At 51.9% G+C, this 12,587-nt stretch carries 15 protein-coding genes; 7 read left to right on the top strand and 8 right to left on the bottom strand.

Annotation, left to right across the window (positions count from 1 at the left end):
- Nucleotides 1–28 precede the first annotated feature (28 nt).
- From AC1RVX_RS06900 to AC1RVX_RS06890, 3 genes are all read left to right on the top strand, one after another.
- Nucleotides 29–334: a hypothetical protein gene (locus AC1RVX_RS06900; protein ID WP_493215831.1), complete on the top strand. Its 306-nt coding sequence runs from the start codon at nucleotides 29–31 to the stop codon at nucleotides 332–334.
- A gap of 143 nt (nucleotides 335–477) precedes the next feature.
- A complete protein-coding gene (locus AC1RVX_RS06895) occupies nucleotides 478–1,305 on the top strand; it encodes an SAM-dependent methyltransferase (RefSeq protein ID WP_493215830.1) in 828 nt (275 codons plus the stop codon).
- A gap of 200 nt (nucleotides 1,306–1,505) precedes the next feature.
- Entirely contained in the window at nucleotides 1,506–1,904 is a 399-nt protein-coding gene (locus AC1RVX_RS06890) for a hypothetical protein (protein WP_493215829.1), read from the top strand.
- 143 nt (nucleotides 1,905–2,047) lie between these two features.
- On the opposite strand, the gene AC1RVX_RS06885 is transcribed toward AC1RVX_RS06890, so the two are convergent.
- From AC1RVX_RS06885 to AC1RVX_RS06865, 5 genes are all read right to left on the bottom strand, one after another.
- A complete protein-coding gene (locus AC1RVX_RS06885; protein WP_493215828.1) occupies nucleotides 2,048–2,263 on the bottom strand; it encodes a DUF3820 family protein in 216 nt (71 codons plus the stop codon).
- Between the two features lie 26 nt (nucleotides 2,264–2,289).
- Nucleotides 2,290–2,931, bottom strand: a complete 642-nt coding sequence (locus AC1RVX_RS06880; RefSeq protein ID WP_493215827.1) for a DUF2242 domain-containing protein — start codon at nucleotides 2,929–2,931, stop codon at nucleotides 2,290–2,292.
- 62 nt (nucleotides 2,932–2,993) lie between these two features.
- Nucleotides 2,994–3,191, bottom strand: coding sequence for a hypothetical protein (locus tag AC1RVX_RS06875; protein ID WP_422974851.1), 198 nt, complete (start codon nucleotides 3,189–3,191; stop codon nucleotides 2,994–2,996).
- A 367-nt stretch (nucleotides 3,192–3,558) separates the two neighbouring features.
- Nucleotides 3,559–4,269: a histidine utilization transcriptional repressor HutC gene (gene hutC / locus AC1RVX_RS06870; RefSeq protein WP_493215826.1), complete on the bottom strand. Its 711-nt coding sequence runs from the start codon at nucleotides 4,267–4,269 to the stop codon at nucleotides 3,559–3,561.
- Nucleotides 4,270–4,353: 84 nt separating this feature from the next.
- Nucleotides 4,354–5,289: a LysR family transcriptional regulator gene (locus tag AC1RVX_RS06865; protein WP_493215825.1), complete on the bottom strand. Its 936-nt coding sequence runs from the start codon at nucleotides 5,287–5,289 to the stop codon at nucleotides 4,354–4,356.
- Between the two features lie 139 nt (nucleotides 5,290–5,428).
- Here AC1RVX_RS06865 and AC1RVX_RS06860 point away from each other — a divergent pair, with 139 nt between their 5' ends.
- Nucleotides 5,429–6,196, top strand: a complete 768-nt coding sequence (locus AC1RVX_RS06860; RefSeq protein WP_493215824.1) for a 3-oxoacyl-ACP reductase family protein — start codon at nucleotides 5,429–5,431, stop codon at nucleotides 6,194–6,196.
- Between the two features lie 150 nt (nucleotides 6,197–6,346).
- Here the strand turns inward: AC1RVX_RS06860 and AC1RVX_RS06855 are convergent, their stop codons facing one another.
- Nucleotides 6,347–6,976 carry a TetR/AcrR family transcriptional regulator gene (locus AC1RVX_RS06855; RefSeq protein ID WP_493215823.1) on the bottom strand — a complete coding sequence of 210 codons (630 nt, stop codon included), beginning with the start codon at nucleotides 6,974–6,976 and terminating at the stop codon, nucleotides 6,347–6,349.
- A gap of 56 nt (nucleotides 6,977–7,032) precedes the next feature.
- On the opposite strand from AC1RVX_RS06855, the gene AC1RVX_RS06850 reads away from it, so the two are divergent.
- Nucleotides 7,033–7,761, top strand: coding sequence for a nitroreductase family protein (locus AC1RVX_RS06850; protein WP_493215822.1), 729 nt, complete (start codon nucleotides 7,033–7,035; stop codon nucleotides 7,759–7,761).
- Between the two features lie 39 nt (nucleotides 7,762–7,800).
- On the opposite strand, the gene AC1RVX_RS06845 is transcribed toward AC1RVX_RS06850, so the two are convergent.
- Together AC1RVX_RS06845 and AC1RVX_RS06840 are read right to left on the bottom strand one after the other, a co-directional pair.
- Complete coding sequence (locus tag AC1RVX_RS06845) at nucleotides 7,801–8,280, bottom strand: GNAT family N-acetyltransferase (protein WP_493215821.1); 480 nt, start codon at nucleotides 8,278–8,280, stop codon at nucleotides 7,801–7,803.
- Nucleotides 8,281–8,283: 3 nt separating this feature from the next.
- Complete coding sequence (locus AC1RVX_RS06840) at nucleotides 8,284–8,691, bottom strand: rhodanese-like domain-containing protein (protein WP_493215820.1); 408 nt, start codon at nucleotides 8,689–8,691, stop codon at nucleotides 8,284–8,286.
- Between the two features lie 262 nt (nucleotides 8,692–8,953).
- On the opposite strand from AC1RVX_RS06840, the gene hutU reads away from it, so the two are divergent.
- Entirely contained in the window at nucleotides 8,954–10,654 is a 1,701-nt protein-coding gene (gene hutU, locus AC1RVX_RS06835) for a urocanate hydratase (RefSeq protein ID WP_493215819.1), read from the top strand.
- Nucleotides 10,655–11,033: 379 nt separating this feature from the next.
- Nucleotides 11,034–12,575 carry a histidine ammonia-lyase gene (gene hutH / locus AC1RVX_RS06830; protein ID WP_493215818.1) on the top strand — a complete coding sequence of 514 codons (1,542 nt, stop codon included), beginning with the start codon at nucleotides 11,034–11,036 and terminating at the stop codon, nucleotides 12,573–12,575.
- The last annotated feature ends 12 nt before the right edge of the window (nucleotides 12,576–12,587 follow it).

The following is a 12,587-nucleotide window of genomic DNA, read 5'->3' as shown; positions in this document are numbered from 1 at the left end:
GTCTAAAAAAAGTGATATAGAATCCTTGATGGCAATATTGCCAAATGTTTTACTCATCAAGGAGAATATGATGTCCAAGCTTTTAGATTTTCTGAATGCCTTAGATGCAAATGCTGCTCTGATACATGCATACAAACAAGACCCACACCAGGCGACCCGCGATTTTGGCTTGTCCGTTGAAGAGCAGGCTGTTTTGCTAAAGCAGGACAGAAAAGAAATTTCGGCTTTCCTCGATATTCCTTTCAAAGACTTCGATTCATTAGATACTACAGAAAGTCCTTTCGATATGGGTGGCAGTAGAATGTGTTTCGAAGAAGAGGCAGTAGCTGCCTGACGGCAGTTATGTTGTTTTCTATCGCTGAAGAACGAGTGTAAGGAAAATAATCAAAGAAATGAGCGAGGCAATATGGGTTGCCCTGCTCATGGTAGTCCGTTCACTATGCCGCATTGTTCAAAGTTGCCCTTATTGTAAAATCTATGACAAATCAAACTCAAGGTTCACTGGTCTGTGTTGGTACTGGCATGCGTATGGGAGGGCAATTGACGCCTATTGCGCAAAGCTATATTGAAAATTTTGATATCGTTATTGCAGCGATACCAAATGTCTTCGCCCGTAAATGGTTACAAGGTGTTGCCAAGGAATATGTTTGCCTCAACGATCACTACGATGACACCAAAGTGGATGGCAAGACACGTCGCGATACTTACCGCCGCATGGCTGATACCATCTTGAAAGAAGTCAGGGCAGGCAAGAAAGTCTGTGCAGCCTTTTATGGTCATCCTGGCATTTTCGCCTGTATCTCGCACATGGCGATCGCTGACGCGCGAGCCGAAGGTTTTGAAGCCCGTATGGAACCTGGCATTTCAGCACTCGATTGCCTGGTGGCAGACTTGGGCATGGATCCAGGCAACCATGGCATGCAGTCCATGGAAAGTACTCAGTTCATGATTTATCAGCGGCAAATAGATCCGACAGCGCTGCTGATTTTATGGCAGATAGGCATTGCCGGTGATTTGAGCCTGAAACGTTTTGATACCGAGCCCGCACACTTGCAGATCGTGGTAGATAAGTTGAGTCGCCATTATCCGCTGGACCATGAAGTGATATTGTATGAAGCCGCCACTGATCCACTGGAAAAAACGCGCAAGGAAAAACTCTTGCTGCGTGATTTGCCTAACGCAGCCTTCCGACAAATCACTACCTTGGTGATACCACCGGCACAGACCTTACAAAAGGACCAGGCTGTGATTGATCAGTTGAATGCCTTGGCCGCAAAAAGAAGTCAGGCGCAACAAGCGGCTTGATAAGCTTGGAGACAGGATGGGAATATAAGCTTTTACGGTTGATTGATGATTATTGCCGCATGGAAATTTCTGTAAATGGTTTAAAAATTTTTATCCGAAAATACTTTCCAGGTTACAAATATCCGCTTTCAATTTGATTTACTCTTATTTAGAATTGGTTGCGGAAGACAAAATGGTTTGTCGACATGTTGGGGGACCCTATGAAAAAAATGCTTAAGAACACACTTATTGGTCTGGCTTTGGCCGGTGGTTTGTCAGTCGCTTATGCTGAAGGCGTGGACACTTCTGTCGATGGCATCTTTACTGCCTTGACCAGCAGTTCCAACCTGCAGGCAACGGTAGACAGCCTGGTTGCCAGTGGCGCCAATCCGCAATCCATCGTTTCTGTAGCTGCTGCAGCCGGTATCCCTCTCGATACCGTCAAGGACTTGCAAGTCTGCACCAATTCCGCACCCGATGCAGCGGTATTGAGCGCTTCTTGCCTCAGACAGCGTAGCTTGGTGACTGCCTATGCGGTAGGCGTCAATGACCCGATGAAATTCCTCCCAGCCACCGCTGCGGGTAAGCGTCAAAGTAAAGAAGTCAGCAAAACGAACTAAGCTAAGTAAGTTGGTTGAACTGATTTAAAAGGCAGGCATGCTGGACATGTCTGCCTTTTGTCGTTTTGCGCTTTGGATGGGGGCGATGATTTGACGGTGTTGGCCAGTAGACCTGAATCAACATGCTGTTCTGAGTTACTTGTTCAGGGTTTCTTCCTGAGAGGGGCCAGCAATTCGCCCAGATCATTATGGTCGATCTCGTACATCAATTCCAGCAGCCGGCCTATTTCCCCCTTTGGGAAACCTTCTCTGGCAAACCAGCCTAAATAATGCCCTGGCAAGTCGGCAATGACTGTGTCTTTGTACTTGCCGTATGGCATTTTGAAACTCAACAGGCGTTGCAGGTCATCAGCTTGCATGGGGCTTATCTATTCTTACTTATTTGTTATTCGTCTGACTGCTTGACTACCGTTTCCGATGCCGTCGCCGGAGCCGCCGCATGTGTTGCTGACGGGGCGACCGTCACGGTTTTCTTGTCTTCTTCTGTATCGGGTATATTCGGTACGCTGTCCAGATAGCGTTCTAGCAGTTCAAAAAATTGCTCATAGAATTGGCCAGTGGGTATGGTTTCGCTGGCGACCTTGACCAGGGCATCATCGGTAGAACCAAAGGGCAGGGATACCGAACCAATCGCGCTGACACCGATACTGGCCGAGGTATTGCTTTTCTTTAAAGAATAACGGTCACGCACAGCATTGGCAAACACGGTAGTACTATTACTGCCCTTGCTGTCGGCAACGCAGACAACATTGAATTCGATCTCTGCATGCACGTCCGCATCCGGCTGGTATTTCCTGCGCCCCTTGAGGACAGAAGGCTTCCAGTCGCTGATGACATAGCCCTGGCTAAGCAGGGCGCGGCGGGCTGATTCACAAGCAGTTTTTTCGCTGCCAGGAAAGCTGCGGGTAAACACACCAGTGGCACCAAATTCTTCATGCTGGGTGCCTGCATGCTTACCGAAGCTGGTACAGGCGCTCAAGGTCGCCACGGAAAGTACTACAGGTAATAATACTAAGCGGTGAATCATCGTCATTTCTATTTTTTTGTTTCGTTTACGGCATGAAGGTAGTGGTGGCAAGCATGCTGGCATCAGGCCAGTGCTTCCTTGGCAGCTTCTTCCGGGCTGAGTCCATCAAAAAATAAATCGGTGAACCATTCGATCTGTTCTTCTATATGGTCTTGTGCCTGATGGACTGTGGCACCACCGGCAACCAGAAAGCCTTCGACTTCCGTGCACCAGGCAATCAGCGCCTCGGTTTCTGGATCCAGTTCATTTTTTTTAGCCATAATGTGTCTTTCTTGCAATTCCAGCAAATCGCTGCATAGCCGACATTTTAACTTGCCAGCCTGTTTGAGGTGTTACCAGTTGGTTACTGTATGTGCCTGATGACCCATAGATAACGCAGCAGGCGGTGATTCGGGTGACAGGGTGGTCGAAATATTTAAGACTGGAAAGCTCAAATAAGACCGTAATGCTCAACACAGAGACACAGAGGGGCACAGAGAAAAGCGGATTTTCAATTTACATAAGAATATCTTCGTTTTTAAAATCAAGTTTTTTGCCACCATGCCGCATACACATACAAAGACTCAAAAGATTTTCTCTGTGCCCCTCTGTGATAACTCTGTGCCTCTGTGTTGAGAGGTCTTGCAGTTAAAAACTACCCGCAAATTGATAGCGCTTGCCCGGGTGCCACATGGTGACGCTGGTGGCGATCATGTTTTGTGAGCGGGTTTTTCTGTGCAGGACCAGGCAGGCTTCTTTGGCCGGGATGTGCAGCATGTCGGCAATTTGTTTGGGAGGCAGCACGGCTTCTATGCGGTAATCAACGCCTTGCAAGGGGGCGACGGCGACCAGGTATTCATTCGGCGTCATGGTGCTGAAGTCTTGTTGCAGGTATTCTGGTGTCACGCTGGAATTGACCCAGCGGTCTTCGACCTGTATTGCCACTTCGTTTTCAAAATGAACAATGACCGAATGAAACAGCGGGTGCCCGGCCTTGACCTGGAATTCTGCGGCCAGCAGTTCAGTCGCCGCTTCTGCCTTCAGCTTATGCAATTCGCTGCGGTGGGCATGGCCACGGGAGCGGATTTCTTCGGCAATGCTTTTGATTGCCACCAGCGTGGCCTGGTATTTTTGTTGCGCCACATAGGTGCCTGAACCCTGTATGCGCGTCAGTATCTGCTCGCTGGTCAATTCGCGTATGGCACGGTTAACCGTCATGCGCGACACCCCAAACTGGCTGGCCAGGGCAGTTTCTGCCGGTATGGCATCACCTTCTTTCCACTTGCCTGACTGGATTTCCTTCAGCAGGGTATCTTTGATCACTTGAAAGGCTGGAATGTCTGGCTTGCTGGGTTTCACAGTATGGGCGGCAATAGAAAAATGGTGGATGCCTGCATTTTCTCATAGGCGGGCAGGGATGGCGAACATATCCACCGGTACCGCTTATTTTTTTCGCGGCAAGGCAGAAAATTTACCGGCGATATCCAGTTCACGAAAGCGCATGAGGATGAAGTCGACAAACAGCCGGGTCTTGGCGGGCATCAGTTTGCTGCTGGCATAGTACAGCGCAATAGGGCCAATATCTGCATGCCAGGCAGGCAGCACACGCACCAGCGCACCACTTTCCAGATAAGGCAGGGCATGCAGTCGCGGCACCATGGCCACACCCATGTCGAGCAGAGCAGCGCGGCACATGGCTTCGGGGTCATCCATGATGATGCGCGTCTTTAGTTCCATCGCCGCCTCTTCACCTGCCGCATTGCGCAATGTCCACGAGCGCAGCCTGCCACTTTGCGGTGAGCGCCGGATGATGCCATCCAGTGTCGCCAGGTCGGCAGGTGTGGTTGGCATTTTGTGGGCCGCCAGATAAGCGGGTGAAGCGACCGGTATCACATGGGCGCGCCCGATTTCACGCGCAATGACGCCAGGCACCAGTTCTATGCCACCACCGATGGCGACATCAAAGCCTTCAGCAATCAGGTCTACGCTGCGGTTATCAAAATGCAGGTCAGGGATAACATCCGGATAAGTCTTGGCGAAATCATTCACTGCCGGTAAGACATAATCGCGTCCGAAGGCCAGCGCAAGGCTGATCTTCAATACTCCAGCGGGTTTGCCAGCAACGTTTTCCACATTGGCCAGGGCCGCCTGTATGCTGTCCAGCCCACCCCTGATCTGGGTCAAAAATACTTCCCCTGCCTCTGTCAGCACCAGGCTGCGCGTACTACGCTGGAACAGCCGTATGCCCAGCCGCGACTCCAGCTTGGCGACATTCTTGCTGACCGCTGCCGGTGTCAGCCCCAGATTGCGTGCCGCTTGCGAAAAACTGCCTGCCTCGGCACTGCGGACGAATGATTCAATACTCGCTAACGTCTCCATGAATACACCTCTATTTTCAACCTTTGGTTGAAGGTAATGTAATCGATTGTGGACTATTTGTAATCATTTTAAAGGTACAAAATAGCTTCATCCAATCACGGATCTAAGAAATTCAACCAGAATCAAACAGGAGAGCGACATGACACAAATTTTGAACACACAAACAACACCCTCACTGACTGGCAAAGTGGCCCTGGTCACTGGCGGTTCACGCGGTATCGGTGCCGCCATCGCACAAAAGCTGGCACGTGATGGTGCGGCTGTGGCAATTACCTATGCCAGCAGCAGCGATCAGGCAGAGCAGGTCGTTGCCAGCATACGTGCTGCCGACGGCAAAGCCCTGGCAATACGCGCCGATGCCCAGGATGCAGATGCCGTCAGGCAGGCAGTCAATACCGCAGCCGCAGAATTGGGTGGACTGGACATACTCGTCAACAACGCTGGTGCAGTTGCTTTCGGTGGTATCGCCGACTTCAATATGGCCGACTACCAGCGCCTGCTTGCCATCAATGTGACCGCAGTGTTTGTCGCTACGCAAGAAGCGCAACGCCACATGAAAGAGGGAGGCCGCATCATCACCATAGGCAGCGTCAACAGTGATTTTGTACCTGTACCCGGCCTGTCTGTATATGCACTGACCAAGGGCGCGGTAGCATCCTTCACCCGTGGCCTGGCGCGCGACCTGGGCCCACGTGGCATCACCGTCAATAATGTGCAGCCTGGCCCGGTCGATACAGAAATGAACCCTGCCAATGGCCCCTTTGCTGACACCATGCGCACTTACATGGCGACAGGTAAATACGGGACCGGCGCACAAATCGCCAGTCTGGTGGCTTACCTGGCAAGTGAAGAGGCGGCATTTATCACTGGTGCCAACCTGAAGGCGGATGGCGGCTTTGATGCTTGATATTGCTCCTTCCCCCTTGAAAGGGAAGATTTGCAGGGTTTCGCAAAGCATGCTCGTCGGTGGAAGGCTCAATAGACATCGCATTGACCACGACGAGTATCGCTTGCGGCAAGGTATTCGCTTCAGGTTGATACTTTTCCAGGTTATCGGTCAAGCCTGAATTGTCGATGAACGGCACAGATAATTTTCAAGCAAAGTAACCAGCTCTGTAATCAGACTTGGATGACTGAGTAGCTCTGGTCGTTCAGCAGTCACATCATGGATGATTGCATGCACCGTGACGCCCATCATGTAAATTGCCAGATCTGGATCGGGCACATTCTTCATGAATGGTTTTAGTACCTCTGAAAATTGTTCCCGAAGCGCTTTCCTTCCTTCTTGCTTGCAGCGCACGGTGCGAGGCAGTTCTTCTGTAATGGCCTTATGCAAGGCTGGCGCGACACGATGCTCATCGACGACAAGTCTGACTATCAGTGTGAGCGCACTTCTGAGAGAGGGCTGTTGCGGCAATAGTTCAAGTGCTTTGTGTAAATCTGTATGTGTTGCTTCTGCGTGTCGGCGTTGCAATTCTGCAATGATTGCCTCTTTGTTAGGGAAAAACTGGTAAAGCGATCCGATATTGACACCTGCCCGTTCTGATATGGCATTTGTCGTCAGTCCTTCCCATCCAACTTCCGTCAAAATGTAAGTAGCAGCTTGAATAATCGCGTCAACTGTTGCCCGCGAACGCGCCTGCGCAGGGATTTTCCGGGGGATAGTGGCGGATCGGCTTTTGCTCAAGGCTTGCTCCAGAATGTGAGTATTATAAATTAAAGCTTTAGCTTACTATTTGAGGCATGAATACACAAGATACCTCGCGGCATTGGGCCGCATTCCAGGCCTCGAATCGTTTTCGCAGAGCGATTCGTCAATTTAATTCAACCCAGGTTCCAGAGGAGGATGTTTATGCTTTACTGACTGAAGCCGCATTTGCCCCTTCAAGCGGGAATCTGCAACCTTACGAACTCCACTGGATTCGGGATCCTTCCGTGAAGGCCAGTGTTGCACTGGCCTGCAATGGACAAAAAGCGGCTCAGTCAGCGTCTGATCTTGTTGTGGTTGTGGCAAGCCCGGCTTTGGGGGAGCAAACAGCGTTGGCGCAACTAGCCCATGTAGAAAGCTCTGCAGCGCTAGAGTCGAAATCAAAAGCCTATTATCGCAAGCAGATTGGTAAGTTTCAGAAAATTCTTGGGATCGGGTCTTCCGCGTTGTGGTCACCACTGCTCTTTATTGCTGCACTGATACGCCCCAGTATGTCCCTGCTTCCCGTGGGGCACATTGGCAGCCGACACTGGGCGGCGCGTAATGCAGTTTTTGCAGCGCAAACGCTGATGCTGGGGGCCGCGGCAAAAGGGATAGATTCTTGTCCGATGGAAGGATTTTCTGCGTCGAAGGTCGCTAAATGTCTGGGATTGCCGCGTGGTGCAGTGATCCCGCTGGTTATCGCACTTGGGTATCGTGCGGATGATGCAAGAATAGAAGATCAGTGGCGCAGACCAATGTCAGACGTAGTGGTTTCACACTAACTTGTTTCCATCGTGGGGTTGTTGCTCGTGGTTGTGATTTCATCGCAAAGGCAGTATCCATGCCTCCCAGCCGATATCTGGCTGCCCACCAAAGCGGCGATAAAATTGCCTGGCGTTTTCATTGCCAGGCAATACATCCCATTTCAAACGTCCGCAGCCACGTGATCTGGCATGGGCCAGCACGGCCTGCATTAATGCCGTGCCCACGCCCAGACCCCGGGCAGCAGGGCTGACATACAATTCCTTTAAGCGACAATCCGCGAGCAAATCATAGGTGAAGGCGATTTCTACCAGCACCGCATAACCCAGCAAGACGCCATCGGGGGATTCTGCCAGCAGGGCATGGAATTGGGCTGGCTCATGGCCCAATCCGCGTGCCAGCAAGTCTTGCTCCTGCACGCGAAAGCCTTGCAGATAGCCTTCAAATGCAGCCAGTTCACGCATCGTTGCCAGCAGGGCTGCTGCATCTGTTGCCTCTGCGTAACGCACGCCGCAAGTCGGTGGGTGAGGGACAGCCATACCTTATGCCAGTTCTGTCACTTCTGTCGTCAGGCTGAAACCTTCATCCAGCCAGCCGGTGATGCCACCTATCATGATTTTGACCGGGCGTCCCAATTGTGCCAGCTTGATTGCGGCCCGTGTCGCGCCATTGCAATGCGGGCCAGCGCAGTAAGTCACAAACAAGGTATCCGCCGGATAGCTGGCCAGTTTTGAGGCGATGATTTTGCCCCCGAGCAGGTTGATGGCACCCGGCACATGGCCCTTGGCATAGGATTCAGGACTGCGCACATCAAGCAGCACGAAATCGGCCTTGCCTTCGGACATGGCATGGTGGGTATCCCAGCAATCTGTTTCAAAACGCAGGCTGTCTGCAAAATGGGCGATGGCTTCTGCGCTGCTGGCAGCGGCGACTTCAGTGACGACGGACATGGGGGTTGCCTTTCATGGTGTGGTTGACGATGTATCCATTGTCGGCTTGCTTGCTGATCGCGCATAGTGGCGTTAACGGCATGAAGCGGTAAGATCGCGCCAATGTTGCTGCTATCAAAAAATATTCTTAACGCCATAAATATTCGCTTGCAAAAGTTGTATATACAACTTAAACTTTCTCTCAATGGTTCAAATCGGATCCGGTTTTATCTTTTGACTGGGTTTCTATATTGCATTTTTGCATTTGATGATGGAGATAGACATGAATAACGACCCTCGCTGGGATGCCAGCCGCGAAATCCACGCCCCGCACGGCGCAGAAAAAACCTGCAAGACCTGGGTAGCTGAAGCGGCTTACCGCATGATCCAGAACAATCTGGACCCTGCAGTTGCAGAAAACCCCAAGCATCTGGTGGTGTATGGCGGCATAGGCCGTGCTGCGCGCAACTGGGAATGCTATGACCAGATCCTGGCGTCGTTGAAAGAGCTGGATGAAGATGAAACCCTGCTGATTCAATCTGGCAAACCGGTCGGTGTCTTCAAGACCCATGCAGATGCGCCACGTGTGTTGATCGCCAATTCCAACCTGGTGCCCAAGTGGGCAAACTGGGAACATTTCAATGAACTCGACCGCAAGGGCCTGTTCATGTATGGCCAGATGACTGCAGGCAGCTGGATCTATATCGGCACCCAGGGCATTGTTCAGGGCACCTACGAAACCTTTGCCGAAGCAGGGCGTCAGCATTTCAATGGTGACTGGGGTGGGCGCTGGATATTGACAGCAGGCCTGGGTGGCATGGGCGGCGCACAGCCCTTGGCTGCCAGCTTTGCCGGTGCCGTGTCGCTGAATATAGAATGCCAGCAATCGAGTATTGATTTCCGTTTGCGTACCCGTTATGTCGACAAGCAAGCCAAAGACCTTGATGATGCCCTGGCCCTCATCAAGCATCATTGCGACCGCAAAGAAGCGGTATCCATCGCCTTGCTCGGCAATGCCGCAGAAGTGTTGCCAGAACTGGTCAGGCGCGCCAAAGCCGGTGGCATGAAACCTGATCTGGTGACTGATCAGACATCAGCCCATGACCTGATCAATGGCTACCTGCCTATAGACTGGACTGTCGCACAATGGAAGGCTGCGCAACAAGATGTCAGCCAGCATGCCAAACTGACTGCCGATGCCGCACAAGCCTGTGCCGTACACGTGCAAGCCATGCTGGATTTCCATGCCATGGGCATACCGACTGTGGACTATGGCAATAACATCCGTCAGGTGGCGTTTGATACCGGCGTCAAGAATGCCTTTGATTTCCCTGGCTTTGTGCCAGCGTATATTCGCCCCTTGTTTTGCGACGGTAAAGGCCCGTTCCGCTGGGTAGCCTTGTCTGGCGACCCTGAAGATATCCGCAAGACCGATGCCAAGATCAAGGAACTGTTCCCGCACAATAAAGGCGTGCACAAATGGCTGGACATGGCGTCTGAGCGCATAGCCTTCCAGGGGTTGCCAGCGCGTATTTGCTGGCTGGGCCTGGGCGAACGTCATATCGCTGGTCTGGCCTTCAATGAAATGGTCAAAACTGGTGAATTGAAAGCGCCTATCGTTATTGGTCGTGATCATCTGGACACAGGTTCAGTCGCCAGCCCCAACCGCGAAACCGAAGGCATGCGCGATGGCACCGATGCAGTATCCGACTGGCCTTTGCTGAACGCTTTACTGAACACTGCTGGTGGTGCCAGCTGGGTATCGCTGCATCATGGTGGTGGTGTCGGTATGGGTTACTCTCAACATTCGGGCATGGTCATCGTTGCCGATGGTACAGATGCGGCAGCCAAACGTCTGGCGCGTGTACTAGTGAACGATTGCGGTTCTGGCGTCATGCGTCATGCAGATGCAGGTTACGAGCAGGCTGTTGCCTGTGCAGAGCGTGAGGGTTTGAAGTTGCCTATGATTAAGAGTAGTAAATAAGCGTAAACCAGTCGTTGGATATTTAATCGGCGACAAAATTGTTTTTGCTTCTTTCCCTTGAAGGGAGAGGCATTTAGATAAGTTTAAGATGTTGCGAGTAGAGGGGCGTAGGTTGGGCTACGGTTTACCAGCCCAACACTCGGCGTTTAAAGAGCGTATTTTTTTCTAAGGACCAGTGTTGGGCTGGTAAACCGTAGCTTAGCGAGGCCAGGCCCAACCTACGAAGGTGGCAGCCCATCTAAAGGGGGGAATTTAAGAACTCAGTCACTTTGGAGTGATATTAGCGGTCTGGAAGGGATTTGATATTCCTGGCTGCACAAACGACACTGGGTTCCAGCCTGCGCTGGAACGACGACATTAAAAGTATTCAGGAAAAAATATGAGTAATCATTTTGAAATTCAACCAGGCGAATTCAGCCTCACTGATTTGCGTGCCATCTGGACCAAGGCACAACCGCTGAAACTGGTAGACAGCGCCTATGCCGCCATCAATGCCTCGTCTGCCACCATCGATAAAATCGTGGCGAAGGGCGATGCCGCCTATGGCATCAACACCGGTTTTGGCAAACTGGCCAAGACCCGTATCCCGGATGAGCAACTGGAACTCTTGCAGCGCAATCTTATTCTGTCGCATTCCGTCGGTTCTGGCGAACTGATTTCAGATGAAGTCGTGCGGTTGATACTGGCGATGAAAATCGGTAGCCTGGCACGTGGTTATTCTGGCATACGTGCGTCAGTCATCGATAGCATGATCGCCATGTATAACGCTGGCATCATGCCTACTATCCCGGTCAAGGGTTCGGTTGGCGCATCGGGTGATCTGGCACCTTTATCGCATATGACTCTGGCTTTGCTGGGCGAAGGTGATGCCCGTGTGAACGGCAAACTGGTGCCAGCCAAAGAAGCACTGGCGGCAGCAGGTATCAAACCCGTCGTGCTGGCTGCCAAAGAAGGTCTGGCGCTGATCAACGGTACACAAGTATCCAATGCGCTGGCCCTGAATGGCCTGTTTTTGGCAGAGCGCCTGCTGGAAGCTGCTACCATTACCGGTGCTTTGTCGGTCGATGCGGCAAAGGGCAGTGATGCGCCGTTTGATCCGCGCATTCATGCCAGTCGTGGTCAGCCCGGCCAGATCGCCACTGCCCAGATTTATCGCAGCTTGCTGGAAGGCAGCGAAATTCGTCGCTCCCACCTCGTCAATGATGAACGTGTGCAAGACCCGTATTGCCTGCGCTGTCAGCCGCAAGTCATGGGTGCCTGCCTGGACATCATCAACAATGCAGCCCGTACCTTGCTGATTGAAGCCAATGCGGTGACCGATAATCCGCTGGTGTTTGTCGAAACGGGTGAAGTCATTTCTGGCGGTAACTTCCATGCAGAACCGGTGGCTTTTGCGGCAGATACCCTGGCGCTGGCGATTGCAGAAATCGGCTCCATTTCTGAGCGCCGCATTGCCTTGCTGATAGATGCCTCGATTTCTGGCCTGCCGCCCTTCCTGGTGCCATCATCCGGCTTGAATTCCGGCTTCATGATTGCCCATGTAACGGCAGCGGCACTTGCGTCTGAAAACAAATCGCATGCCCATCCTTCTAGCGTGGACACCATACCGACATCGGCCAACCAGGAAGACCATGTCAGCATGGCCACCTTTGGAGCCCGCCGCCTGCATGAAATGGCACATAATACCGCCACCATCGTCGGCATAGAATTGCTGGCAGCTGCTCAGGGCATAGACTTCCATGCGCCCTTGCAAACCTCGGGCATGCTCAAGCAGGTACACCAGCTGTTGCGTGGCAAGGTGGCTTTCTATGACAAAGACCGTTTCTTTGCACCGGATATCGAGGCTGCAAAAACACTGGTGGTAGAAGGCCAATTGAGCGCACAATGTCAGCAGTTGTATCAGAACCTATACTTATTTTGATCTTGTTTCCAG

The organism is Undibacterium sp. GW821-FHT11B02 (assembly GCF_058808955.1).
The sequence above is the reverse complement of the archived record's forward strand: the minus strand, read 5'-3'. Positions and strand labels throughout refer to the sequence as shown.

Excerpts from the sequence above, each read along its gene's own strand:
- AC1RVX_RS06900 (WP_493215831.1), top strand. The coding sequence starts at position 29 with ATGGCAATATTGCCAAATGTTTTACTCATCAAGGAGAATATGATGTCC.
- AC1RVX_RS06895 (WP_493215830.1), top strand. The coding sequence starts at position 478 with ATGACAAATCAAACTCAAGGTTCACTGGTCTGTGTTGGTACTGGCATG.
- AC1RVX_RS06890 (WP_493215829.1), top strand. The coding sequence starts at position 1,506 with ATGAAAAAAATGCTTAAGAACACACTTATTGGTCTGGCTTTGGCCGGT.
- AC1RVX_RS06885 (WP_493215828.1), bottom strand. The coding sequence starts at position 2,263 with ATGCAAGCTGATGACCTGCAACGCCTGTTGAGTTTCAAAATGCCATAC.
- AC1RVX_RS06880 (WP_493215827.1), bottom strand. The coding sequence starts at position 2,931 with ATGATTCACCGCTTAGTATTATTACCTGTAGTACTTTCCGTGGCGACC.
- AC1RVX_RS06875 (WP_422974851.1), bottom strand. The coding sequence starts at position 3,191 with ATGGCTAAAAAAAATGAACTGGATCCAGAAACCGAGGCGCTGATTGCC.
- AC1RVX_RS06865 (WP_493215825.1), bottom strand. The coding sequence starts at position 5,289 with ATGGAGACGTTAGCGAGTATTGAATCATTCGTCCGCAGTGCCGAGGCA.
- AC1RVX_RS06860 (WP_493215824.1), top strand. The coding sequence starts at position 5,429 with ATGACACAAATTTTGAACACACAAACAACACCCTCACTGACTGGCAAA.
- AC1RVX_RS06850 (WP_493215822.1), top strand. The coding sequence starts at position 7,033 with ATGAATACACAAGATACCTCGCGGCATTGGGCCGCATTCCAGGCCTCG.
- AC1RVX_RS06845 (WP_493215821.1), bottom strand. The coding sequence starts at position 8,280 with ATGGCTGTCCCTCACCCACCGACTTGCGGCGTGCGTTACGCAGAGGCA.
- AC1RVX_RS06840 (WP_493215820.1), bottom strand. The coding sequence starts at position 8,691 with ATGTCCGTCGTCACTGAAGTCGCCGCTGCCAGCAGCGCAGAAGCCATC.
- hutU (WP_493215819.1), top strand. The coding sequence starts at position 8,954 with ATGAATAACGACCCTCGCTGGGATGCCAGCCGCGAAATCCACGCCCCG.
- hutH (WP_493215818.1), top strand. The coding sequence starts at position 11,034 with ATGAGTAATCATTTTGAAATTCAACCAGGCGAATTCAGCCTCACTGAT.